The organism is Arthrobacter sp. 18067 (assembly GCF_902706295.1).
Classification (GTDB): domain Bacteria; phylum Actinomycetota; class Actinomycetes; order Actinomycetales; family Micrococcaceae; genus Arthrobacter.
Genome location: NZ_CACSJJ010000029.1, coordinates 1 through 22,315, shown reverse-complemented (window position 1 = coordinate 22,315; position 22,315 = coordinate 1). Strand labels below are relative to the sequence as shown.

Annotated in this window: 23 protein-coding genes; 12 read left to right on the top strand and 11 right to left on the bottom strand. The window is 63.4% G+C overall.

Going from position 1 to position 22,315, the window contains the following annotated elements; all coding sequences use genetic code 11:
• The first annotated feature begins 3 nt into the window (after positions 1-3).
• A complete protein-coding gene (locus GVL04_RS22080; protein WP_159708541.1) occupies positions 4-411 on the top strand; it encodes a DUF6855 family protein in 408 nt (135 codons plus the stop codon).
• Between the two features lie 13 nt (positions 412-424).
• On the opposite strand, the gene glsA is transcribed toward GVL04_RS22080, so the two are convergent.
• Complete coding sequence (glsA, locus tag GVL04_RS22075) at positions 425-1,432, bottom strand: glutaminase A (RefSeq protein WP_159708539.1); 1,008 nt, start codon at positions 1,430-1,432, stop codon at positions 425-427.
• Between the two features lie 47 nt (positions 1,433-1,479).
• A complete protein-coding gene (locus tag GVL04_RS22070) occupies positions 1,480-1,860 on the bottom strand; it encodes an META domain-containing protein (protein ID WP_159708537.1) in 381 nt (126 codons plus the stop codon).
• Positions 1,861-2,326: 466 nt separating this feature from the next.
• Here GVL04_RS22070 and GVL04_RS22065 point away from each other — a divergent pair, with 466 nt between their 5' ends.
• Entirely contained in the window at positions 2,327-3,043 is a 717-nt protein-coding gene (locus tag GVL04_RS22065; RefSeq protein ID WP_159708535.1) for a hypothetical protein, read from the top strand.
• A 96-nt stretch (positions 3,044-3,139) separates the two neighbouring features.
• Positions 3,140-3,436 carry a hypothetical protein gene (locus GVL04_RS22060; protein WP_159708533.1) on the top strand — a complete coding sequence of 99 codons (297 nt, stop codon included), beginning with the start codon at positions 3,140-3,142 and terminating at the stop codon, positions 3,434-3,436.
• Positions 3,437-3,468: 32 nt separating this feature from the next.
• Here the strand turns inward: GVL04_RS22060 and GVL04_RS22055 are convergent, their stop codons facing one another.
• Complete coding sequence (locus GVL04_RS22055) at positions 3,469-4,362, bottom strand: DMT family transporter (RefSeq protein ID WP_159708530.1); 894 nt, start codon at positions 4,360-4,362, stop codon at positions 3,469-3,471.
• Between the two features lie 85 nt (positions 4,363-4,447).
• On the opposite strand from GVL04_RS22055, the gene GVL04_RS22050 reads away from it, so the two are divergent.
• Positions 4,448-5,299 carry a LysR family transcriptional regulator gene (locus tag GVL04_RS22050; RefSeq protein WP_159708528.1) on the top strand — a complete coding sequence of 284 codons (852 nt, stop codon included), beginning with the start codon at positions 4,448-4,450 and terminating at the stop codon, positions 5,297-5,299.
• A gap of 1 nt (position 5,300) precedes the next feature.
• On the opposite strand, the gene GVL04_RS22045 is transcribed toward GVL04_RS22050, so the two are convergent.
• The gene (locus GVL04_RS22045; protein ID WP_159708526.1) at positions 5,301-6,038 is read right to left on the bottom strand and encodes a GAF and ANTAR domain-containing protein; all 738 of its coding nucleotides are present in this window, start codon (positions 6,036-6,038) and stop codon (positions 5,301-5,303) included.
• Positions 6,039-6,130: 92 nt separating this feature from the next.
• Here GVL04_RS22045 and GVL04_RS22040 point away from each other — a divergent pair, with 92 nt between their 5' ends.
• Positions 6,131-6,628 (top strand): hypothetical protein, encoded by a 498-nt coding sequence (locus GVL04_RS22040; RefSeq protein WP_159708524.1) that lies wholly within the window; start codon positions 6,131-6,133, stop codon positions 6,626-6,628.
• Between the two features lie 52 nt (positions 6,629-6,680).
• Here GVL04_RS22040 and GVL04_RS22035 read toward each other — a convergent pair whose 3' ends face one another.
• Positions 6,681-6,902, bottom strand: a complete 222-nt coding sequence (locus GVL04_RS22035; protein WP_159708522.1) for a hypothetical protein — start codon at positions 6,900-6,902, stop codon at positions 6,681-6,683.
• 476 nt (positions 6,903-7,378) lie between these two features.
• Between GVL04_RS22035 and GVL04_RS22030 the strand changes: the two genes are divergently transcribed.
• Genes GVL04_RS22030 through GVL04_RS22005 form a run of 6 tightly spaced genes read left to right on the top strand, consistent with a single transcriptional unit; the run spans position 7,379 to position 15,165 of the window.
• The gene (locus GVL04_RS22030) at positions 7,379-7,477 is read left to right on the top strand and encodes a potassium-transporting ATPase subunit F (protein ID WP_159708520.1); all 99 of its coding nucleotides are present in this window, start codon (positions 7,379-7,381) and stop codon (positions 7,475-7,477) included.
• 6 nt (positions 7,478-7,483) lie between these two features.
• Positions 7,484-9,151: a potassium-transporting ATPase subunit KdpA gene (kdpA, locus tag GVL04_RS22025; RefSeq protein ID WP_159708518.1), complete on the top strand. Its 1,668-nt coding sequence runs from the start codon at positions 7,484-7,486 to the stop codon at positions 9,149-9,151.
• Positions 9,148-11,286 carry a potassium-transporting ATPase subunit KdpB gene (gene kdpB / locus GVL04_RS22020; RefSeq protein ID WP_159708516.1) on the top strand — a complete coding sequence of 713 codons (2,139 nt, stop codon included), beginning with the start codon at positions 9,148-9,150 and terminating at the stop codon, positions 11,284-11,286. Before kdpA ends, kdpB begins: the two co-directional genes overlap by 4 nt.
• A gap of 9 nt (positions 11,287-11,295) precedes the next feature.
• Positions 11,296-11,907 (top strand): potassium-transporting ATPase subunit C, encoded by a 612-nt coding sequence (locus GVL04_RS22015; RefSeq protein WP_159708514.1) that lies wholly within the window; start codon positions 11,296-11,298, stop codon positions 11,905-11,907.
• A gap of 29 nt (positions 11,908-11,936) precedes the next feature.
• Positions 11,937-14,495, top strand: coding sequence for an ATP-binding protein (locus tag GVL04_RS22010; RefSeq protein ID WP_159708512.1), 2,559 nt, complete (start codon positions 11,937-11,939; stop codon positions 14,493-14,495).
• Positions 14,488-15,165 carry a response regulator gene (locus tag GVL04_RS22005; RefSeq protein ID WP_159708510.1) on the top strand — a complete coding sequence of 226 codons (678 nt, stop codon included), beginning with the start codon at positions 14,488-14,490 and terminating at the stop codon, positions 15,163-15,165. The genes GVL04_RS22010 and GVL04_RS22005 overlap by 8 nt, the downstream gene beginning before the upstream one ends.
• 76 nt (positions 15,166-15,241) lie before the next feature.
• Here the strand turns inward: GVL04_RS22005 and ilvD are convergent, their stop codons facing one another.
• Positions 15,242-17,104 (bottom strand): dihydroxy-acid dehydratase, encoded by a 1,863-nt coding sequence (gene ilvD / locus GVL04_RS22000; protein WP_159708508.1) that lies wholly within the window; start codon positions 17,102-17,104, stop codon positions 15,242-15,244.
• Positions 17,105-17,189: 85 nt separating this feature from the next.
• Here ilvD and GVL04_RS21995 point away from each other — a divergent pair, with 85 nt between their 5' ends.
• Positions 17,190-18,014, top strand: a complete 825-nt coding sequence (locus GVL04_RS21995) for a helix-turn-helix transcriptional regulator (protein ID WP_159708506.1) — start codon at positions 17,190-17,192, stop codon at positions 18,012-18,014.
• 87 nt (positions 18,015-18,101) lie between these two features.
• On the opposite strand, the gene GVL04_RS21990 is transcribed toward GVL04_RS21995, so the two are convergent.
• The 5 genes from GVL04_RS21990 to fbaA form a co-directional block, all read right to left on the bottom strand.
• The gene (locus GVL04_RS21990; RefSeq protein WP_159708504.1) at positions 18,102-18,464 is read right to left on the bottom strand and encodes a cupin domain-containing protein; all 363 of its coding nucleotides are present in this window, start codon (positions 18,462-18,464) and stop codon (positions 18,102-18,104) included.
• Between the two features lie 84 nt (positions 18,465-18,548).
• Positions 18,549-20,087, bottom strand: coding sequence for a PepSY domain-containing protein (locus GVL04_RS21985; protein WP_235036395.1), 1,539 nt, complete (start codon positions 20,085-20,087; stop codon positions 18,549-18,551).
• 7 nt (positions 20,088-20,094) lie between these two features.
• Entirely contained in the window at positions 20,095-20,814 is a 720-nt protein-coding gene (locus GVL04_RS21980; RefSeq protein WP_159708502.1) for a YcnI family protein, read from the bottom strand.
• A 139-nt stretch (positions 20,815-20,953) separates the two neighbouring features.
• A complete protein-coding gene (locus GVL04_RS21975) occupies positions 20,954-21,592 on the bottom strand; it encodes a hypothetical protein (RefSeq protein ID WP_235036394.1) in 639 nt (212 codons plus the stop codon).
• Between the two features lie 70 nt (positions 21,593-21,662).
• A partial coding sequence (gene fbaA / locus GVL04_RS21970) for a class II fructose-bisphosphate aldolase (protein ID WP_159708500.1) occupies positions 21,663-22,315 on the bottom strand: 653 nt, incomplete at its 5' end.

Sequence of the window (22,315 nt, the reverse complement as noted above, 5' to 3'; positions counted from 1 at the left end):
CCCATGGCCGCTGGAACCAAAGACGATCCTTGGCAACTCACCACTCCCCCGGGATCCTCCGGCTACACCATGTATAAGGACGAAGCCGCAGATCCGCCTGCCCTTGTTTGCCAGGTGGGATCCACCAAATTGCTCTACCATCTGCGCGCCATAGAGGACCTTCATGCATGGCTCGTGGAACAAGGCGATTGGGTTCCCTTGGGTGCCGCTGACGAAGGCAAAGACGCCGTCCCTGGAACCGTCGAAGCCTGGGGCCGCAGCGAAAGCAACCCCGTGGGTGGTTGGTACGGGCTCCGCAAGGGCTACCGTGGCCGGTTCGGAATGTACATGCCGCCGCTGCTGGAGGCGCTCGGTTTGGCTGAGCTCACCCACGAAAAGCGGAACAACACCATGCGGGCCGTCACGAAGTAGGCCGCCCGGGCCATCAATCGTTTGGTTGACCGTGCGCTTGGGAAGCGAAGATGTTCAGGCCCAGGACGCGGGAGAGATACGCTGTGGCCTGCTGGCCACGAACACTGTTGCCGGCGGGATCGAGCCGTGGAGAGAAGGCGCCGATTCCGGCCTTGCCGGGAGACACGGTGAGCAGGCCACCGGAAACTCCGGACTTACCCGGGAGCCCGATCTCGAACAGCCATTCCCCCGACTTTTCGTACAGTCCGTTGGCCGCAAGGATCGCCAGGGTGTCCCGGCATACGTCCGCTGAGACCACCCGCTTGCCTGTCACAGGGTTGACGCCGCCGTCGGCGAGTGTGGCGCCCATGATGGCGAGGTCGCGGGCACTGACCCGGAGTGCGCATTGCCTGGTATAGACGTCCACCACTTCCATCGGATCGCGGCCGACCCTCCCGTAGCTTTCCAGGAGGCGGGCAATGGCGCGGTTGCGGATGTTGGTGGCTGCCTCGGACTGGTACACCTCCTCATCCAGCACCAAGTCCCGCCCCGCGAAAGCCGACAGTCCTGAGTGAATGGCCTCCCACTGCTCATCGGGAGTAGTGCCGGGCATCAGTGCCGTGGTGGCCAGCGCGCCTGCGTTGACCATGGGGTTCATGGGATGCCCATCGTTGAGCTCAAGGGCGATCACCGAGTTGAACGCCAGGCCGGTGTTGTTCACGCCCACAAGGTCGGCCACAGCGGCATGTCCGAATTCCTCGCAGACCAAGGCATAAACGAAAGCCTTGGAAATGGATTGTATGGAAAACTCCACGTTCGTATCGCCGGCGACATGCACTCCACCATCCACTTCCACCACGCAGACGCCGAAGAGTTCCGGATCGGCATTTGCCAAGGCAGGAATGTAGTCTGCGACTGCGCCGTCCTTGCACACAAGATTGCGCTCATGCGACTCGACTACCAGCGAATCAACCTGCTCCCAGCCGGGCAATGTTCCCGTTGAGACCGACTGCTCAACGCCTTCAACATTTGAATCCAACACAGCCGCCCCCAAAGATTGGTTCGCAAACCCTGATCGTGAGGCACTCGCTATTTGCCGGGAGCAAGCGTGCCGAGCTCATCCCCGCCCTGGCCAAACACAGCCAACTTTCCGTCTTCCTGGATCTTGGCGGTCGCGGCATTCGACAGCCACGTATCAACACCTTCACAAGCCATGCGAGTGGACGAAAAACCCCCGAACGTGATGGTTTTGCCGTCTTCTTTCCAGGATCCGACCAGCCTGTTGCAGCCGTCAGTTCCGGTGGCACTGCCGTCGGACTTCATGTCGAGGGACGGTTGCTTGGTGTCGCTGGTGTCACCCCAGACCCCGACGAAAGGACTGGTGCCGCTTCCCGCACAGCCTGCCAGGAAGGCGGCAGCAACAAATGCCAGGGAAACAGCGCGGAAAATGCGAGTCTGGGTCTGCGCCATGCGGTCAGTTTAGGTTTACATCTCCGGAATTCACCAGACTTTGGCCAAACCGTCTTGAAACACCTGATTGCGCTCACAATTCAGCCGTCGACCGGATCGTGCGGTCGGTCGCGACTCAGACGACCGACCGCACTAGCCCGATTTACGCAGCGACGGCGCCCCGGGCGGGCCCCAGAACCCGCCACACCCATCGCTGCTAACTCCGTCGATGAACTGCAACGCGGCCGAAAAGGGCAACGGCGCAGTCCGCAGTTCAGCGACATGGGCACTGAATATGTGCTTTGACCTGCGAAAACGTGACGCAGTGTTTCAAGAATTGTTTTTGGGCGCGCAATCAGACAACCCCGTGGCCCATTGAGCACACTCTCCCAGATACGCGGCCGAGCACTGCAGCGACCCCAATTCCGCCGAATCCGGCGGGTTCGCCCCGGGACGCGAGCAGGTGATGCCCTGTTTAATAGGGCCCATGAGCACCGTGGACCCCATTGCCCTCAGGAAACTCCGCGCGAACGAACGCCCCGGTCCGGTCAGTGTCGTGCTGGCGCTGGCCTTCCAATTCATCGGCGGATTCGCCGCAGGGTACGGCTGGCCACACTTGGCGCTGTTTGACGGGGTCGAACCGCCGGCCCTGGCCCTGATCGCGATCATTTCAAGCATCCCGGTTCTGGTCCTGAGCTCCATCGCGTGGACTGCCGTGGCCATGAAGCACAGCAAACTCGGGCTAGCCCTTGGCGGAACCCTGGCGTGGCTTGGCGCCTCGCTCGGAGTAGCAGCAGTCGCGGTCCAGCCGGGGATGACGCCGATGCTCACCTGGGTGGGCGCCGGTTGCCTGGCCATCTCCTTGTTCCTCGGCATCCTGGGAATCATCGGAGCAAGGACCCGCAGGGCCATCGCGCACCGCGAAGCGACCGTGATGAGCACCGGCACCATGACCTCCGCACGGGTCACCGACAAGGGGTACCTCTCCTTTAGCGATAGCGCCAAGATCCTCACCACGGTAACTTTCACTTTCCACGATTCGATGGGGACCCAACGCTGGGTCCAGCGCCCCTTGCTGATTACTGCCGCCGAGCCTGTACTGGACGGTCAGGAGACCACCCTCTGGTACGACCCCCTGGACCCTGGCAACGACAAGAAGATCGTGGTCAAACTGGCCAAGGACATGCCGTTGCGCCGTCCCTGATCAACAAGGCCTCCTGAAACGGCATCACATTCCGCAGGTTCCACTCACTTATCAGTAGACGGAAAAACTGCCAACGGATGCGCCCAGGAGCACGATGTGAACTCACCCCACGGAATGGCCATGACGGCCGCCTTTGTGTTGCCCGAAGCGCCGGACATCCGCCTGTTGTTCATGGCAGGACTGGTGTTCCTGGCGGCCGTGGCCGGTACGGGCAGCATCCTGCTGCTCCTACTGTTTGCACCGATCATCAGTTTGGCCCTCTTAGGCCGCGGCGCTAAGCGGAACATCGCCGCGACGACTCCCCGTGCCTACCGACAGTTGAGTAAGCCAGAGAAGTCCGACGGCGGTGCGACGCGCCCGCCGCCGCGCATCCGTGGTGACGAAGCCGCCTAACGTCAGCGTCCGCCGTCGTGATTGGCGTTCTCTCACCCCAATTCCCGCTGCCGCCGCCTCTCCCCATGTCCACTGAGCAGCAGGACGGCCGCATTGGCTGCGACGATCAAACCGATCCCGGCCCACTGCCCCACGGCAAGGTCCTGATGCAGGGCTACAGCCCCGATGACCGCGGCAAACACAGGATTGATGCTCATGAGCACGCCAAAAAGATTGGCCGTAACCCTCCGGAGCGCGATCAGGTCGGCCACGTACGGCAGCACCGATGCCAGGATTCCGGCACCCACCGCGCAAAGGACAGAGAACCCGTCCACGGGCTGACTCACGAAAATCGCCACGGCGACTGGCAGGAACAGCATGGCGGACACCCCCGTTGCCGCTGCTGTCCCTTGAATCCCCCGGATGCGTCGTCCGACCGTCCTGTTGAGGAGAATGTAGGCCGCCCAGCTGCACGCCGCGACCAGCCCGAATCCGATGCCCACAAAATCCATCGACGCCTCGGGCTGCGCTATTGCGACGACTCCAATGGCTGCCGCCAGCGCACATACGGCGCTGCCCTGCCGGCGCGAGCTGATCAAGGCCACAGCGAGCGGGCCCAGGAACTCCAGCGTCACGGCCAAGCCGAGGCCGATCCTTTGAATGGACGCGTACAAGCCAAGGTTCATGGTCCCAAAAGATAGAGCGAGAAGGAGTACGGGCCACCACTGGGACCAGCCCAGTTCGCGCAACCGTGGCCGGACCAGCGGTAAAAGCACTATGGCGGCCACGAGCTGGCGGACCGCAACCACGCCGACGGGCCCCATGACCGGGAAGGCGAGCGAACCAGTCGCGGCACCGAGCTGGTTCGACAGGGCGCTGGCCACGAGGGTGGCCGCTCCGCCTGCTTTGCGGGAAGGCTGCGTGCCCGCTGCACTGGTCTCGATCATGGGGAAAGTCTGCGCTTGGACCGGGCTTCCACTAAATGCACAGGCAACGCTATTTATACGCTCAGCGCATGAATAAGATGACGTCATGGACGTAGAACTGAGGCAGCTGCGGTGCTTGGTCGCCGTGGTGGAGGAGGGCACGTTTACCGACGCCGCTATCGAACTACACATGTCCCAGGCCGCCGTTTCCCGCAACATCGCAGCCTTGGAACAGTCACTCGGGGTGAAGCTTGTGGAGCGCACAACACGGAGCGTCAGCCTGACCACCTCAGGCGAAGGCGTTCTGGCCAAGGCGCGGCGCATCCTTTCACTCATGGCAGACCTCGAACGTGATGCCCGGGCAGGGACCGGACACGTACGGATCGGCTATGCCTGGTCTGCGCTGGGCGAGCACACCACCGAGTTCCAGCGTCGCTGGGCTGCTGCGTTCCCCTCGACAGAGCTGCAACTCGTCCGTTCCAACACGCCTACCGGGGGCCTCAGCGACGGAAGCACGGACCTCGCCATCCTTCGCCGCTTGCCGGAGGCGACCGGCGTCGGGCATGTCCGCATTGGTGAGGAGAAGCGGTACTGCTCCATGTCGTCGGACGATCCGCTGGCTCCAAAGCGGTCCGTGACGTTGGCGCAGATCGCCCAGCGGGCGGTTGCCATGGACCTTCGAACGGGCAGCACCAGTGTGGAACTCTGGCCAGAACATGCGCGCCCGCAGGAAGTGATACCCGTCCACGACATTGACGACTGGTTGAACGTGATCGGCAGCGGAAAGGCCCGCGGCATCACCGCCGAGTCCACGGCACATCAATACCGCCGTCGGGGCCTGGTCTACCGCCCCGTGCGCGACGCCCCGCCGGTGCCGGTCTATGCGGCTTGGTCCACGAAGGATCCACCGCGCGAGCGTGGACAGGTTGTGGAACTGCTGATGGGGTTGTATCGCTGATTCAGTCCTCGAAGCGCAAATGGCTTTCGGTGCTGCCGCTCAAGTGCGCGATGATGTCCGTTGCGACGGCGTGGAGTTTCTTGTTTCTGTGGCTCGAGGCCTTGGTCAGGAACTCGAAGGCCTCGTCCTGGCTGCAACGGTTCTGGGCCATAATGACGCCGCAGGCAAGGTCAATGACGGTCCTGGAGGACATCGCCGTCTTCAGGTCCGCGTTGAGTTGCTCCACAGTTTCGATCCTGATTGCCAGACGCAAAGTACTTCCCGTGACCTCTGTGAACGCGGCAGCTTCGGCTATCACAGCATCAGTGAACGTACCCGCCTTTGGGGCGAAGAAGTTGATGACCGCCTGGGATGTCTCACCGAGGGACATCGGTACACCCAAGGCACTGTGGATACCCTCAGCAGCCAAAGCCCGGCTGTACTGCGGCCAGTTGGTGTCGGTGGCAACGTCTGCCAACAGCACCGGACGGCCGGCGTCCAGCGCTTCCAGGCAGGGGCCCTGCCCCAGGGCCTGTTCAATCTTGTCCAGCTGAACTGCCCTCTCACTGCTACCAGCAACAGTGGAGGTGCGTTTGCGTCGACGCAGCGTGAGGGCACAATCGATGTTCTCCCCGGCCAGTTTGCTCATCGCATCGGAGGCGAAGCCAGTCAAGCCGTTCAAAATTCCGTGGATGTCGGAGCTGCCGACTATCAATTCGTGCAGGCTTCGGATGTGTTCGGCACTCCCAATGGGTTCCATGCGCCTAATCGTAGGAAGAGTTCGGCCTCCCGTCACCTGTTGCCGGGTAAACCACCTTCCGCCACCCACCCCGGGGTCGTTACCCTAAGCCCATGGAATCCGCACTGGCCTCCTGGGGCGAGTTCAACGTGGCAATCGCCGGTGCCGGGGCGGCACTCGGAGGGCTGCTGATCGTGGCGTTGTCCGTGAACATCAAACAGATCGCTGAGTCACGGGGCCTCGCCGCAAGGGCAGGCGCCGCCATTTCGGCATTGATACTTGGCGTGGTCCTGGCATGTGCGGCGCTCATTCCCGGGCAGGAGCTATGGGTCTTCGGGGTGGAAGTCCTGGCCGGTGCACTCGCGGGCGGGGTCATCGCTGTGCTGGCGTCCCGCGCCATCCTGGAAGACGACACTCCCGGACATCAGCACCGCTGGGATGCCCAGCACATCGCCTCGTTCGTTTTCCCGTTGGTGATCTACGCCGTGGGCGGTGTCCTGATCGTTATGTCCCTTCCGGCCGGTTTGGTGGTGGTGGCCCTCGGAACGATCATCGCGCTGATCGGTGCGGTGGTGTTTTCGTGGGTGGCCCTGGTGGAGATCCTGCGCTGAAAAGCGAACGACGACGGGAAGTCCCGTCGTCGTTCGCTTGGCGTTGAGTTTTTCAGTCAGCTTTTCCAGCCAACGCCACCAGCACGCCGGCGGTGGCAAAGAACTTGTTACTGCCGAGATCGCGCACCGTCTTGATGCCCAGCCCTGCAAGTAATTCATCGTGTTTTTCGGTCAGACCGGCGAGTGCAGATGGCGGCGCGGCAAGGACTTCGTCCAGGGTCGCATTTTCGTAGGATTTGTCGAGTGCTTTGCCCAATTCAACAGAAACAGCCAAGGCATTTCCTTTCATCGATACAGATCACTTATGAACGTGCAGAACATGAAACAACAACATTATTACTAAGCAGCCTGCGGACCCTCCCGGGGGAATTGTCAATTTGAGCCGCCTAACGATCAAGATAGCCCACAATGGCGCAAATTTGTGGGCCTCTGAAAGATAAATTGCCCGGCTTGTGCGAACCGGGTAGCTGGCCGCCCCACCCTGCTGCCCTGGGAAGCCCGCCAGGCGGGGGAACGTTAAGAGCGCGTCAAGATTTGGGGCCACCGCGTTAAGGAACCGTAAGGAACGCCTTTTTGCCACTTTCACGGGAGTTGACTGACATCAGCCCCGCGAACGGGGCGCGAATGAAAGGACGTTCCAATGGCCGACGTGGCTGTTGTGGCGATTCTCGTGGTGAGCATGGGAATCGTGATGTGGGTGGCCCACCTTTTGGGCAAAATGATCGACGGCGAGGGCCCGGTGAGCGGGCAATGAACCTCGACGCCATCATGTGGGTTGCATTGTTCATCGTGGGTCTGGCCATGACAGGGTACTTGCTGGCTGTGTTGCTTCATCCGGAAAAGTGGTGACGGCAGGTGGTTTTCAGCACGGCAGCATTCATCACCCAAATAGTTGTCCTTCTTCTCGCGTTGCTTCTGTTGCACAAGCCCTTGGGCATCTACATGGAGCGGGTTTTCGCGGGGAGCACGCATTCCAGGTTGGAGCGGGTGTTCTACCGACTCGCAGGGGTGGACGTCGGAACTGAACAGAGCTGGTCTGTGTATCTGCGCAGCGTTCTGGTCTTTTCGGCCGTTTCCATCCTGGCCATCTTTGCCCTGCAGCGGCTTCAAGGTCTGCTGCCCGGGAGCAACGGGCTTCCGGGCGTGGATCCGTGGATCGCCATGAACACGGCCATCTCCTTTGTCACCAACACCAACTGGCAAACGTACGTGCCGGAGGCCACCGTGGGCACCTTCGTCCAGATGTGCCTCCTGGCAGTGCAGAATTTCCTCTCCGCCGCAGTTGGAATCGTGGTGGCGGTGGCCTTGATCCGCGGCATCGTACGGACAAAGACGGACCGTTTGGGCAATTTCTGGGTTGACGTCACCCGGGCATCTTTCCGGCTCCTGCTGCCCATAGCCGCAGTGGGCGCCATCGCGTTGGTGATGGGCGGCGTCGTACAGAATTTCTGGTCCACCGAGGTGGCCAACCAAGCCACCGGGGTCACCCAGGTGATTCCTGGTGGACCGGTTGCCTCCCAGGAAGCCATCAAGGTCCTGGGCACCAACGGCGGCGGTTACTTCAACGCCAACTCAGCCCACCCCTTCGAGAATCCGAGCGTCTTCACCAGCCTGTTCCAGGTGTTCCTGATCCTGCTCATCCCCTCCGCCCTTCCCTACACCTACGGAAGGATGGTCGGCGACCGGCGCCAAGGCTTCACCGTTGCCGGAGTCATGGCCGCTCTTTGGCTGGCCTCCACCGCCCTGATGGGCTGGGCGGTCGCGTCGGGCCAAGGGGCTGCATCGGCGGCGGCCGGAGGCTTGGGTGAAGGCTTCGAACAACGCCTGGGGCCAGCCGCAAGCTCCATCTTCGCCGCGTCCACCACCCTCACCTCCACCGGAGCGGTGAATGTCGCCCATGATTCCCTTCCCCCGCTCGCGGGCGGAATCGCCATGGTGAACATGATGCTGGGCGAGGTGGCCCCCGGAGGCACCGGTTCCGGGCTGTACGGCATGCTGGTCCTGGCCATCATCGCCGTCTTCATCGCAGGCCTGATGGTCGGCCGGACGCCGGAGTTCCTGGGCAAGAAGATCGGCCCGCGGGAAATGAAGCTCGCGGCCCTCTACATCCTGGTGACCCCCACCCTGGTGCTGGTCCTGGCCGGCATCACAGCACTGCTCCCTGACGTCATGGCCAACGCGCCGGCGGCCGGACCCCACCAGTTCAGTGAGTTGCTTTATGCCTTCACCTCAGGCGCCAACAACAACGGCTCAGCTTTCGGCGGTATCACCAGCTCCGGACCGTATCTGTCCGTGATGCTCGGAATTGCCATGTTGCTGGGTCGCTTCCTCACGATCGTCCTGGTCCTGGCACTGGCCGGATCCATGGCGCGACAAAGAAGGATCCCCGCATCAGCGGGAACCGTGCCAACCCACGGAGGGCTCTTCGGATCACTCCTCCTCAGCGTCACCGTGATCATGACGGCCCTCAGCTATTTCCCTGCCCTTGCCCTGGGCCCACTCGCAGAAGGACTTATCAAATGACCCGGTCCAGCACGGCTACAGCCGCGGACACGTCAGCACTCACCTACGCTGACGGCAACCCGCTCGGAACACCCGGGGAACACAAGCACCACACCAAGGCTCCGGCGAAACTCAACGCCGCCACTCTCCGCGCTGCCCTGCCGGTGGCGTTCAAGAAGCTGGATCCCCGGCAGATGGTCCATTCGCCCGTCATGTTCGTGGTGCTGGTGGGAGCCGCCGCCTGCACCTTGATTTGCGCGTTCAAGCCAGCCGTGTTTGGCATTGTTGTCACCGCGTGGCTTTGGCTGACGGTCCTGTTCGGCACCCTGTCCGAGGCCATCGCCGAGGGCCGCGGGAAAGCCCAGGCGGACAGCCTCCGCGCCAGCCGCAAGGGCGTCCTGGCCCGCCTGCGGCTGGACGACGGAACCACCAAGGAAGTGTCCGGCACGGACCTCAAGCTCAACGACCTCGTGATCTGCGAAGCGGGTGACGTCATCCCCTCCGACGGCGAAATCATCGAAGGCCTGGCAAGCGTGGACGAGTCCACCATCACGGGCGAATCCGCACCGGTCATCCGGGAATCCGGCGGCGACCGTTCGTCAGTGACCGGCGGTACCAAGGTTTTGTCGGACCGGATCCTGGTCCGCATCACGGCAGAACCCGGAGCTACGTTCATAGACCGGATGATCAAACTCGTTGAGGGAGCCGTCCGTCAGAAGACTCCCAATGAGATCGCCCTGCACGTGCTCCTGGTTTCGTTGACCATCGTGTTCCTGGTGGTCACCATGACCCTGGCCCCGCTCGCGTCACTGGCGGGAGCAACGCCGTCGCCGATCGTCCTGGTTGCCCTCCTGGTTTGCCTCATTCCCACCACCATTGGCGCCCTGGTTCCGGCTATCGGCATCGCCGGCATGGACCGGCTGGTCCAACACAACGTGCTGGCGACCTCCGGGCGGGCAGTGGAAACTGCCGGTGACATCACCACGTTGCTGCTGGATAAGACGGGCACCATCACGTACGGCAACAGGCGGGCGGTCAACTTCTTCCCAGCCGACGACGTGGAACGACACGAACTCATCACGGCGGCCCGGTTGTCCAGCCTTGCGGATGAAACCCCTGAGGGCCGTTCCATTGTGGAGCTCGCCAACGACAAGGGGGTGGACGGTCCGGACCTGGACCACCTCCGTAAGGACTCCAAGGACATCAGCATCGTGGAGTTCACGGCCAGCACACGCATGAGCGGCCTTGACGTCGACGGGCGCCTGATCCGCAAAGGCGCCGCGGCCGCCGTCGAACGATTCATCACCGGAGCCGGCGGTCGCATACCTGCAGAAGTCCAGCGGCGAGTGCAGGAAATCTCCGCCCAGGGTGGCACGCCGCTGCTGGTCGCCGAACACACGCACGACGGCGGCGCCCGGGTTCTGGGAACAGTGCACCTGGCCGATGTGGTCAAGCCCGGCATGCATGCCCGTTTCGCGGAGCTGCGCAGGATGGGGATCCGCACGGTGATGATCACCGGGGACAACCCCGTGACGGCCAAAGCGATCGCGGCGGAGGCCGGCGTCGACGACTTCGTGGCGGAAGCCACGCCCGAGGACAAGCTGGACGTCATCCGGCGCGAGCAGGGCGAAGGGCGGTTGGTTGCCATGACGGGTGATGGCACCAACGACGCCCCAGCGTTGGCCGCGGCTGACGTGGGCGTAGCGATGAATTCGGGAACACCCGCTGCCAAGGAGGCGGCAAACATGGTGGATCTGGATTCCGATCCAACCAAGCTGATCAACATCGTGGGCATCGGCAAGCAACTGCTGATTACACGCGGGGCACTGACCACGTTCTCGGTGGCCAATGACGTGGCGAAGTACTTCGCGATCGTGCCGGCGCTGTTCACCGCTGCGTTCCCGGGGCTCGGGATGCTGAACATCATGGACCTGGCGAGTCCGTCGTCGGCCATCCTTTCGGCGGTGATCTTCAACGCCCTCATCATCCTGGCACTGGTTCCTTTGGCGCTGCGTGGCGTGAAGTACCGGGCCGTGTCCGCGAATCAAGCGCTTGGCAGGAATCTGCTGCTGTATGGCCTCGGTGGCCTCGTGGCACCGTTCCTCGGGATCAAGCTCATTGACCTGATCATTTCCCTCATCCCCGGCATCGGCTAGGACTCCACCATGAATGTGTTTACCGGTTATCTTCGCCAGGCGGGCACCGCAGCCCGGTTCCTGCTTCTCGCGACCATCGTCCTGGGGCTCCTGTATCCCGTTGCGATCTTCGGGGTTGGGCAGCTGGTGGCTCCCTTCCAAGCGAACGGTTCAGTGGTCAAGGACTCTGCGGGCGAACCCGCGGCATCGGCACTGTTCGCCCAAGTGTCTGCGGACGACGCCGGCACGCAGGATCCCGCGTGGTTCCACGCCCGGCCCTCGGCCGTCGGATGGGATCCCGCGTCGTCTTCGGCCAGCAATTTGGGCCCCAACGACGCGAAGCTGCTCGACGCCGTTGCCGCCAACCGCTCCGCAGTGGCCGCGGCAGAAGGCGTCAGTGAGGCGGCCGTCCCCGCCGATGCGGTGACGGCCAGCGGGTCCGGCCTTGATCCGCACATCTCACCTGACTACGCGGCCCTCCAGGTCGCCCGGGTTGCTGCAGCCCACGGCCTCAGCACGGACGTTGTGCAGGGTTTGGTGGACAAGCGGACAAGCAGCGGACTGGAAGCGTTCCTGGGCCAGCCATCGGTCAACGTGACACTGCTGAACCTGGATGTCGCAGCGGCCGGCAACAATCATTAGGCTCCCGTTCCGAGTGGAAGAATGACGTTATGGCGCGGGCAACACTGAGAATATTCCTGGGGGCTGCCCCGGGCGTCGGCAAGACCTACGCCATGCTCGAGGAAGCCCACAGATTGCTTGGCCGTGGCGAGGACGTGGTGGTGGCCTTCGCCATGCACCACGGCCGCGCCGACACCCGCGCACTGACCCAAGGGCTCGAAGTCATCCCCACCCGGAGCATCGACTACCGGGGCAGTTCGTTTGAGGAACTGGACCTGGACGCCGTCCTGGAGCGTCGGCCACACACGGCCATCGTTGACGAGTACGCGCACACGAACATCCCTGGCAGCCGCAACCACAAGCGCTGGGAAGACATTGAGGAACTGCTGGAAGCGGGTATCGATGTCCTCTCCACCGTCAACGTGCAGCATCTGGCCTCCCTGGGCGACGTCGTCAGCGCTATCACCGACGTGCACCAGGCGGAGACTGTCCCGGACGACATCGTGCGTCGCGCCGACCAAATCCACCTGGTGGACATCTCACCGGAACTGCTGAGGCAGCGGTTGGGCGACGGTAAGATCTACGTCGCGGACAAGATCGATGCGGCCCTGTCCAACTACTTCCGAGTGGGTAACCTGACGGCACTCCGCGAGCTTGCCCTGCTCTGGCTTGCGGACCGTGTGGACGAAGGCCTGGCCCGCTACCGGGAAGAAAACCAGATCGAGGAAAGCTGGCCGGCCAGGGAACGCATCGTCATCGGACTGACAGGTGGTCCCGAAGGTGAGGTCCTGATCCGACGGGCCGCCAGGATCCTCAAACGCGTCAATGGCGGAGACCTGCTGGCCGTCCATGTTCGCGCGGCTGATGGCGTGGCCGCCGAATCCCCGCAAGCCTTGGAAGCCCAGCGCACCCTCATCCGGGACCTCGGCGGCAGCTACCACATTGTGGCTGGTGAGGACCCCGCCAAAGCCTTGCTCGACTTTGCCCGAAGCGTCAATGCCACCCAGATCGTGGTGGGCGTATCGCGTCGGAAGGCCCTGGCCGGGCGGCTCACCGGCGGCGTGGGGAACAAAGTAGTCCGGGACTCGGGCGACATCGACGTCCACATGGTTTCGCATCCGCTTGGTGGCCGCGGCAAGGAGCCTTCGCGGCCACGCGACCTCGGCCGGGTCCGGGTGATGGTTGGCTTTGCCATGGCCCTTCTGGTGCCCGTCCTGCTGCAACTCCTGTTGGCCGCAAGCCCATCGCACAACATCGCGACGGCCGTCCTGGTCCAGCTCAGCGGTTCTGTTGCCGTTGCACTGGTGGGTGGCCTGTGGCCCGCTTTGCTGGGTGCCCTGTGGAGCAGTGCCCTGGTGAATTTCTTCTCCGTTCCGCCCCTTGGCACCCTGACCATCAGCGATCCGCAGAACCTGCTGGCGCTGTTGGTCTTCGCGGGGGTTTCCTCGGCTGTGGCCGTGGTGGTGGACCTTTCGGCCAGGCGTTCCAAAGAAGCCGCCCGGGCCCGTTCGGAAGCAGCCACCCTTGGCGATCTCACCCGCGGAGCGACCACTGCCGAGGACACGGTGGTGGGCCTGCTGGAGCAGGCTGTGGACGTCTTCCAAGTCCGCCGGGCTGCCCTCTACGATTCAACTCCCGGCCACGCCGGCTGGCGACTCGTAGCCGCGGCCGGGGATGAAGCCCCGGACGACAACGAGAACATCGAACTGATCGACGCCACCACACGGCTGGTCCTTACCGGCCGGGTCCTCCCTGCCAGCGACCGCCGCCTGCTCGGTGCCTTCGGCTCACACCTCTCAGCGCAGCTGGAACGCCGGCAACTTGCAGCGAGCCGCCGCGAAGTCATGCGGCTGGCCGAAAGCAACACGATGCGCACGTCCATTCTCCGCGCCGTCTCCCACGACCTCCGCACCCCCTTGGCCGGCATCAAACTGGCCGTTGGCGGCCTGCGGCAGCCCGGGATCCACTACACGGAACAAGAGGAACAAGAGCTCCTGTCCACCATCGATGAATGCTCGGATCGCTTGGACGTGCTGGTGGGCAACCTCCTGGACATGTCCCGGATTACCTCCGATTCGGTGAACGCCCTGATCAAACCCGTCCGTTGGTTCGACGTGATCCCAGCTGCACTTCACGGAGTCCCGGCTGGACGGGTCCGTGTGGACCTCCTCCCCAACATGCCCGAGGTGGACGCCGACGCCGGCATGCTTGAACGAGTGGTTGCCAACATCGTGGAGAATGCCGTGAAATACGCACCGAACTCCGACATCGTGATTGTTGGCGCCGCTGGCGGACTCAGCACCACCACGTTGGCCGGGCAGCCAGCCAGTGAACTCCGAATCATCGACCACGGCCAAGGCGTCCCCGCGGCCAGCGTGCTCCAAATGTTCCAGCCCTTCCAGCGGCTCGACGACGTCCCGGCCGCCACTGGAGTGGGGTTGGGACTCGCCGTGGCCAAGGGTTTCACCGAGGCAATGGGCGGCACCCTCACCGCCGAAGAAACGCCCGGCGGCGGCCTGACCATGGTGATCCGGCTGCCCTTATCCACGGGTGCGCACTCCCTGCCGTCCCCCGAAAAACACCCAGTGAATGGCATCCGGCATGAATAGCGTTCTGGTAGTGGACGACGATCCCCACATTGTCCGCGCACTTGCCATCACCCTCAAAGGGCAGGGATACACCGTCACAACAGCCATGGATGGCGAATCGGCACTCCACGCTGCCGCGCAACGGCCGGTCAACGTCGTCATCCTTGACCTCGGCTTACCGGACATCGACGGCACCACGGTCATCACCCGGCTCCGCGAGTGGAGCGCCGTGCCCATCCTGGTCCTGTCAGCCCGGCACGGGTCCGGCGACAAGGTGGAAGCACTGGACGCCGGAGCGGACGACTACATCACCAAGCCTTTCGGACTGGACGAACTGCTCGCACGGCTCCGGGCCATCCTGCGGCGAAGCACCGAATCAAGCGATGAAACCACCACGATCGAGACCAGCTCTTTCACCGTGGATCTTGCGAAGAGGCAAATCACCAAGTCCGGTCAGGACGTCAGGATGACGCCCACCGAGTGGAACATCCTGGACATCCTGGTCCGCAATCCGGACAAGCTGATCACCCAGCAGCAACTCCTCACCGAGGTGTGGGGCCCGGCCTACGCCAAGGAAGCCAACTACCTCCGGGTGTACATGGCGCAACTCCGCCGGAAGCTGGAAGTTGAACCGGGCACCCCGCGCCACTTCATCACCGAGCCCGGGATGGGCTACCGGTTCGTCCCGTAAACAAAAGCCGCCCACCGGCGTCGTGCGTTCAAATGAAGCACGACGTCGGCAGGCGGCTAAAGCGCGGAACGGTCCCTTAGAGGTTTTCCACCAGCGAGACGTCGCGGACGGCGCCCTTGTCCGCGGACAGTGCCATGGCGGCGTAAGCGCGCAACGCGGGTGAGACGTGGCGTTCGCGGTCCTTTGGCTTGTAGCCACCGTTGACTTCAAGTTTTTCGCGGCGTTCGGCGAGGATCTCGTCGGAGACCTGCAACTGGAGGGAGCGCTGCGTGATGTCGATGCTGATGATATCGCCGTTCTCCACCAGGGCGATGGTTCCGCCGGAGGCAGCCTCCGGCGAGATGTGCCCGATCGACAGGCCCGAGGTGCCGCCGGAGAAGCGGCCGTCCGTGATGAGGGCGCACTTCTTGCCCAGGCCGCGGCCCTTGAGGAACGACGTCGGGTACAGCATTTCCTGCATGCCCGGACCACCCCTGGGGCCTTCGTAGCGGATGACCACCACGTCGCCTTCCTTGATGGTCTTGTTCAGGATCTTCTCCACAGCTTCGTCCTGTGACTCGCACACAACCGCAGGTCCTTCGAAAATCCAGATGGACTCGTCCACGCCCGCGGTCTTCACCACGGCGCCGTCCACTGCGACATTGCCGCGCAGCACAGCCAGGCCGCCGTCCTTGGAGAAGGCGTGCTCCACGGAACGGATGCAGCCACCCTCGGCGTCGGTGTCCAGGGAGGTCCACTCGTTCGACTGCGAGAACGCGGTGGAGGAGCGGACGCCTCCGGGAGCCGCATGCCAGAGCGCTTGCGCCTCCGCGGTGGCTTTGCCGCCGCGGACGTCCCAGTCGTCCAGCCAGCCGTCCAGGTCGTTGGAGTGCACCGAGTGGACGTTTTTGTGCAGGAGGCCGCCGCGGTTCAGTTCACCCAAGAGCGCGGGGATACCGCCGGCGCGGTGCACATCCTCCATGTAATAGGTCTTGTCCCCGGCGACGTTCGGGGCCACCTTGGCCAGGCAGGGCACCTGGCGGGACTTGGCGTCCATCTCGGCCAGGCCGTACTCCACTCCTGCTTCCTGGGCCGCGGCCAGCAGGTGCAGGATGGTGTTGGTGGAGCCGCCCATGGAGATGTCCAGGGCCATCGCGTTGTCGAATGCTTCGGCGGTGGCGATGGAGCGCGGCAGCACGGAGTCGTCGTCGCCGTCGTAATAGCGCTTCACGAGATCGACGACGGTGGCGCCGGCCTTCTCATACAGCGCCTTGCGGGCGGTGTGGGTCGCGAGCACGGAGCCGTTGCCCGGCAGGGCCAGGCCGATGGCCTCGGCGAGGCAGTTCATGGAGTTGGCGGTGAACATGCCCGAGCAGGAACCACAGGTGGGGCAGGCGTTCTCTTCGATGAGGTTGATGTCCTCATCGGAGATGGATTCGTCCACGGCGTCGGCAATCGCGTTCACAAGGTCCAGGGAACGGACGGAGCCATCCGTCAGGGTTACGCGGCCGGCCTCCATGGGACCGCCGGAAACGAACACTACGGGGATGTTCAGGCGCAGGGCCGCCATGAGCATGCCCGGGGTGATCTTGTCGCAGTTGGAGATGCAGACCAGGGCGTCGGCGCAGTGCGCGTTGACCATGTACTCGACGGAGTCGGCGATCAGGTCGCGGGACGGCAGCGAGTAGAGCATGCCGGAGTGGCCCATGGCGATTCCGTCGTCCACGGCGATGGTGTTGAATTCGCGCGGCACGGCGCCTGCGGCCAGGATGGCGTCGGAGACAATCCGGCCCACGGGAGCCAGGTGGGTGTGTCCGGGGACGAATTCCGTGAAGGAGTTGGCGACGGCGATGATCGGCTTGCCGATGTCCGTGTTGGCGACGCCGGAGGCACGCAGCAGTGCGCGGGCGCCGGCCATGTTGCGGCCATGGGTAACTGTTCTTGAGCGTAGTACAGGCATGAATACCATCCTGCTGTTCTTCTCCGACGGGCGGAAGACGGTGTTGCTACTAGTAGTGAAAGTACCAGAGTAATAGTGTTGAGGCGTGAAAGATGAGAGGCGCAAGGAGTTGGGGCTTTACCTCAGGACGCGCCGCACCCAGGCCCTGCGTTCGGACTACGGGCTGCCCCCGGTAGGGCGATCCCGCGAGCGCGGCCTCCGCCGGGAAGAGATCGCCTTCCTGTCCGGCGTGAGCGTCACCTGGTACACCTGGCTGGAGCAAGGCCGGGACATCAGTCCCTCGCGGCAGGTCCTTGAATCCATAGCGCGGGCGCTGCATCTCTCCGATACCGGGTTGAGCTACGTGCTTTCCTTGGGCGGCTATTCCTCCGCTCCGCCAAAGGGCCCGGTGGCCGCCGATGCGCCGGCCCATGTCCAACGCCTGCTCGATGCCTTGGACCCCAACCCCTCCTACGCACTGTCCCCTGATTGGGGCATCGCCGGTTGGAATCGAGCGTACGAGGCGCTGTACCCCAACATCGGAACGTTCGATGCCTCGGACAGGAACCTGCTGTGGCTTGTCTTCACCGACCCCTACATCCGGGACCTGCTCCCGGACTGGGACGTCACGAGCAAGCGCTTTTTGGCCGAGTTCAGGGCCGAAACCGGCCAACGGTTGGGTGATCCGGATGTGGAGTACCAGGTGGAACGGCTGAAGGCCGCCAGCCCGGAGTTCCAGGAGAGCTGGGACCGGTACGACATCCTGGGCTTCGAATCCCGCGAGCGGCAATTCCACCACCCCGCGGTTGGCGTTCTCCACATGGAGCATCATCAAGTCTCCCCATCGGACCGGCCGGACCTCCACATCGTGGTCTATACACCTGCACCCGGGAGTGACGCCGGTGAACAGATGCGGCGGCTGCTGGCATAGGCAAGCAGGTCACCAACGCAAGCGAACGACGGCGGGAGGTTCCCGCCGTCGTTCGCTTGCGTTGGTGAGTGGTGATGCAGGGGTGGGTCAGGCCGCGAAGATCACGAAGAACTTGCGGATGCGCTCCTGGATCTCCCAGGTTCCCTGCCAGCCGATGGGGAAAATTGCGGCGTTGCCGGCTTCAACCGTGACGGGCTCGCGGCCATCCTCGGTAACGACCATGCGGCCCTCCAAGACGTGGATCGCTTCACCGCGCTCCAGGAACTCCCAGCGGGAGAGGCCTGGTTCAGCTTCCCAAACACCCGAAAGAATGCGGGAATCGTCGCTGGTGAAGGGAACGGCCATCCGCACGCGAATCTCGTCGCCGAGCACGTCCGCAAAGGGTTGGCCCAGGAGGGACTTATCCAGGTCGGTCTCGAAGAGTTCCTGGGGTTGGAAAGTTAAGCTCATGTGGATCTGCCTTTCTGGTGGTGCCGCCGGTCTGATGCCGGGCGGCCTGGTGGGTGGGGTCCGCGGCTTGTATCCATCGTCCTGTCATTCCCGCGAAGCTAATACCCCCAGTTGGGAGTGTTTTGAGCTATCTCTTTGGGTGGGTCGCCCGTGATGGCGCTTGATCTCTCCAACAACCGTGTCCAGAACGACGAATACCAGCAGGCTCCACCCAAGGAGCGGCAGGAAAAGTCCGACAGCAACCATGGCCGTGATCGCAGTCAGGACACCGGCCCAATGCCCGCGAACAAGCGCCCCACGAGGTGCGGGACGGCCCACGGCCCAGTCGCTGCCCCGGGTAGGCCGCCGCTTCCACCACATGATGTATCCCCAGACCACCATTGCGGACAGCGCCATAGCTATCGCCAAGAGGACCAGCTGGTTGGCAAGGCCGAACAAAAGCCCCATGTGCGCTGCGATGCCCCAGCGAGACAGCTTCGCCGCGAGATTGAAATCATCGAAGTCGAGGCGGTTGGCGATGTTTCCAGTGGCAGGATCGACGGCTACCGCGCTGGCTGAGGCGGGCCATTCCCGCCCGGCCTCAGTGACGGACCATGCCGTGCCCGGTGCCGCCGAGGGTTTGATGTCGATCATCGGTGCCGTGACGATATCCGCCCTGGCAGCCCTGGTTACGGTGTCGAACATTGCGGGATCGAAAACTGCCTCGCTACCGGTTCTTGGGCTTTCACCGGCACCTTGGCTTTGACCGGCACCGTGGCTGGAGTGGTCCCCGGCCGGGGGTGCGGCCTCTTCGGTCAGCGAGGTCTTCAGGCTGGGCGTGGTCCAATTCAGGGCCGTTCGCAGGGTGCTGACGTTTGCTCCGGCATTCGCTGACCACGTCAGTCCGGTTGCTGAAAGGAACATGAAAGCCAGGAACATCACGGTGCCGGTGGTTCCGTGCAGCCACACTGTCCGTGCACGGCCTGAGGCAGGACGCGGTTTGACGGCGGCGGCCTTGTTGGCGGCTCGTTTGCGCCGGATCCGGTCGATCCACAGCAGCAGTCCACCTGCAGCTATGACCCAGAGCCACGAGGCCGCGAGTTCGCTGTAGACACGGCCCGGCTCACCAAGGTTCAAAGACCGGTGGAGATTGGAAATCCACGTCCTGATGGGAAGGGAGCCACTACTGCCATAAGTAGGCAGGTCCCCGCGGATTTCGGCCGTCCCAGGATCTACGAACAATGTCCTGGAGGTTGACTCGCCAAGCGTCGGATCGGCAAACAGGACCCTGGTGGTGTCTTCAGGTCCGGGTGCCGGCCGCACGCTTGTGGGCGCCGCTCCCCCGGCCTCCTCCATGGCAGCTTTGACCTGGACGGACAGCGGGAGCGGATTGTCGACCACCGGAACGTGCAATTCCTTCGAATACATCACTTGTTCCAGTTGCGGCGCCATTGCGTAGAGGCCGCCGCTCAAGGCTGCGATCAGCAGGAAAGGTCCCGCGAGGATCCCTGCGTAGAAGTGGATGCGAAGCAGGAAGGCCCGGAACCACCCTCGGTCCGAGGGTGGTTGGGTGGCAGGCGGGATTGTTGTCGATGGCTTGTGGGAGCCCGGGACTCCCGCCGGGGGCTTGGTCATGAGAGTCATGAGGAACCTAGCCCTTCACTGGGCGCGTACGTGCCAAGGCAGTGACACCGGCGGCGAGGCCGATCAAACCAGCGGCCAGACCAAACCAGCCTGCCGTTGAACCGCCGTCGCTGGGGGTGGTGGCTGAAGCGGGGGCTGGCAACGTTGCTGGAGCGTGGTGGCCTGCTGCTTCGGCGTCCTCCGCTGTGGTCACGAACGACGGCGCCGGGTGCTTCGGCTCTTCCTGCCCCTCCACGGTTTTCTGATCCCACGCAACCACGCTGCCGTCCGTATAGGACTGGGTGGCCGGCAATGTAAGGGTGGTACCCGCGTCCGGCAGCACACCCACCGAGATCGAGAAGGTCTGGTACTGGTTCTGCCCGATCTGGTGGGCCTCGTCGGCAGTCCACACCACCGAACGGGGCGCCTGGGTCACTGTGGCTCCGGCGACGGTGACGGGCTTGGGAAGCTCCCCGGTCACTACCTGTGAGGTCCACCCCTCCACGGGCTTCACGGAGACGGAGTTAAAGGGAGTATCGCTGGGAAGCGCTACTTCGAGCTTGTTCGTCTTGGCAGTGGTCGATTCGTTGGGGACGGTGAACGTCAGGTGGGTGTAGCCGCCAGCGGCCGTTTCGTCGGGAACCACGTGGACGTGGGCGGTGGCAGCGGCAGCTCCCGCGGCGAGCATGCCGGCAGCCAGAGTGGCAACTGAGGCGGATTTCAGGGTACGACGGATTGAGGTCTTCATGGCAGATGCCTTTCACGGAAAAGGATGTCGGTAGTCTGGCCGGGACCTTTGACCTGGCCAGCAGGTGGGCCGTCTGTTCCTTGTCAATGAAAGAAGGTCAATGAAAGAAGGGAGTTCGCACCAGGGATGCGCGAAGGTCTCAGACGGCGGGCATCATGGCCGGTGGACCTCGTAGTACTGGTATGCGCTGATCCAACTGATCACGGGGAAGAACCATCGGAGCCGTGCAAGCACCTGGGACGCGTGCCGGGACGATCGCGGCGGGGACGGGCAACGTCGTCAAGGGACGCAGCCAGGCCGTCACTGCCCCGAGAGCCTTTTCACCGCGGGCCAGGACCAACGCCGTCATCACTGTCGCCAGCGCGTGGGCCGCCATCATCTGCCAGCCGTCAGCAGCGGCTTGAGCCGGGAAACCTGTGGCGGCGGCCTCAACCGCCCAGCTCGGATTGTGGTGCACGTGGCCAGGAGTTGATGCCACACCAATCGATCCCACACCAGAGGAAGCTGCTCCAGTTGAAGCGACTCCGGCCATGGAGTGGAAGGCCCAGTGCAACCATGCCTGCCCGGTACCCAGGAGGGCGGTCAGAACGGGAAAGGACAGCTGGAACTTTGTCAGGATCGATACCGGCAGGACGGTAAGGGCGCACAACCCCAGAAGAACCGTCGGGGCAGGAAGCTGCCCGCCACCGGCGAGGTGTCCGCCAGCGGCCAATCCGATGATGAGCGAAGCGATGAGCCCTGTGCGGAGCAACCGGAAAGAAGCACTGTTCTTCATCATCGCTCCTTTCCGGCCTTGTTTGGCTGCGTCGTTCATCAACTTTAGGGCTCCGCCGCAAGCGGCGCGGACATTAGAAGGTCTTGCCCACCGATCCGAGCTGCTGGGCGGCTTCGACGATGCGCGCGGCCATGCCGGCCTCGGCCGAAGCACCCCAAACGCGGGGATCGTAGGTCTTCTTGTTGCCCATTTCGCCGTCGATCTTCAGCACGCCGTCGTAGTTCGAGAGCATGTGCCCGGCCACCGGACGGGTAAACGCGTACTGGGTGTCAGTATCAATGTTCATCTTGATCACACCATAGGAAACAGCGTCAGCGATTTCCTGCTCCGTGGAACCCGAACCACCATGGAAGACCAGATCAAACGGGTTGTCCTTACCGATCTTCGCCCCCACCTCGGCCTGGATCTGCTTGAGCAGCTCAGGGCGGAGCTTGACGTTGCCCGGCTTGTACACGCCGTGCACGTTACCGAACGTCAACGCCGTCAGGTAACGGCCGTTCTCGCCGGCACCCAACGCCTCGATCGTGGCCAGGGCATCCTCGGTGGTGGTGTAAAGCTTCTCGTTGATCTCGTTCTCAACACCGTCTTCCTCGCCACCGACGGTACCGATTTCCACCTCGAGGATAATCTTCGCAGCAGCAGCACGCTCCAGCAGTTCACGGCCGATGCGCAAGTTCTCCGACAGGGTCTCGTGCGAGCCGTCCCACATGTGCGAGTTGAAGATCG

Coding starts and splice junctions, on each gene's coding strand:
- GVL04_RS22045 (WP_159708526.1), bottom strand. CDS start 6,038: ATGGAACCCATTGGGAGTGCCGAACACATCCGAAGCCTGCACGAATTG.
- GVL04_RS22005 (WP_159708510.1), top strand. CDS start 14,488: ATGAATAGCGTTCTGGTAGTGGACGACGATCCCCACATTGTCCGCGCA.
- ilvD (WP_159708508.1), bottom strand. CDS start 17,104: ATGCCTGTACTACGCTCAAGAACAGTTACCCATGGCCGCAACATGGCC.
- GVL04_RS22065 (WP_159708535.1), top strand. CDS start 2,327: ATGAGCACCGTGGACCCCATTGCCCTCAGGAAACTCCGCGCGAACGAA.
- GVL04_RS22050 (WP_159708528.1), top strand. CDS start 4,448: ATGGACGTAGAACTGAGGCAGCTGCGGTGCTTGGTCGCCGTGGTGGAG.
- GVL04_RS21985 (WP_235036395.1), bottom strand. CDS start 20,087: ATGACTCTCATGACCAAGCCCCCGGCGGGAGTCCCGGGCTCCCACAAG.
- GVL04_RS22040 (WP_159708524.1), top strand. CDS start 6,131: ATGGAATCCGCACTGGCCTCCTGGGGCGAGTTCAACGTGGCAATCGCC.
- GVL04_RS22030 (WP_159708520.1), top strand. CDS start 7,379: ATGAACCTCGACGCCATCATGTGGGTTGCATTGTTCATCGTGGGTCTG.
- GVL04_RS22080 (WP_159708541.1), top strand. CDS start 4: ATGGCCGCTGGAACCAAAGACGATCCTTGGCAACTCACCACTCCCCCG.
- GVL04_RS21980 (WP_159708502.1), bottom strand. CDS start 20,814: ATGAAGACCTCAATCCGTCGTACCCTGAAATCCGCCTCAGTTGCCACT.
- GVL04_RS22055 (WP_159708530.1), bottom strand. CDS start 4,362: ATGATCGAGACCAGTGCAGCGGGCACGCAGCCTTCCCGCAAAGCAGGC.
- GVL04_RS21990 (WP_159708504.1), bottom strand. CDS start 18,464: ATGAGCTTAACTTTCCAACCCCAGGAACTCTTCGAGACCGACCTGGAT.
- GVL04_RS22070 (WP_159708537.1), bottom strand. CDS start 1,860: ATGGCGCAGACCCAGACTCGCATTTTCCGCGCTGTTTCCCTGGCATTT.
- GVL04_RS22010 (WP_159708512.1), top strand. CDS start 11,937: ATGGCGCGGGCAACACTGAGAATATTCCTGGGGGCTGCCCCGGGCGTC.
- kdpB (WP_159708516.1), top strand. CDS start 9,148: ATGACCCGGTCCAGCACGGCTACAGCCGCGGACACGTCAGCACTCACC.
- GVL04_RS22015 (WP_159708514.1), top strand. CDS start 11,296: ATGAATGTGTTTACCGGTTATCTTCGCCAGGCGGGCACCGCAGCCCGG.
- GVL04_RS21975 (WP_235036394.1), bottom strand. CDS start 21,592: ATGATGAAGAACAGTGCTTCTTTCCGGTTGCTCCGCACAGGGCTCATC.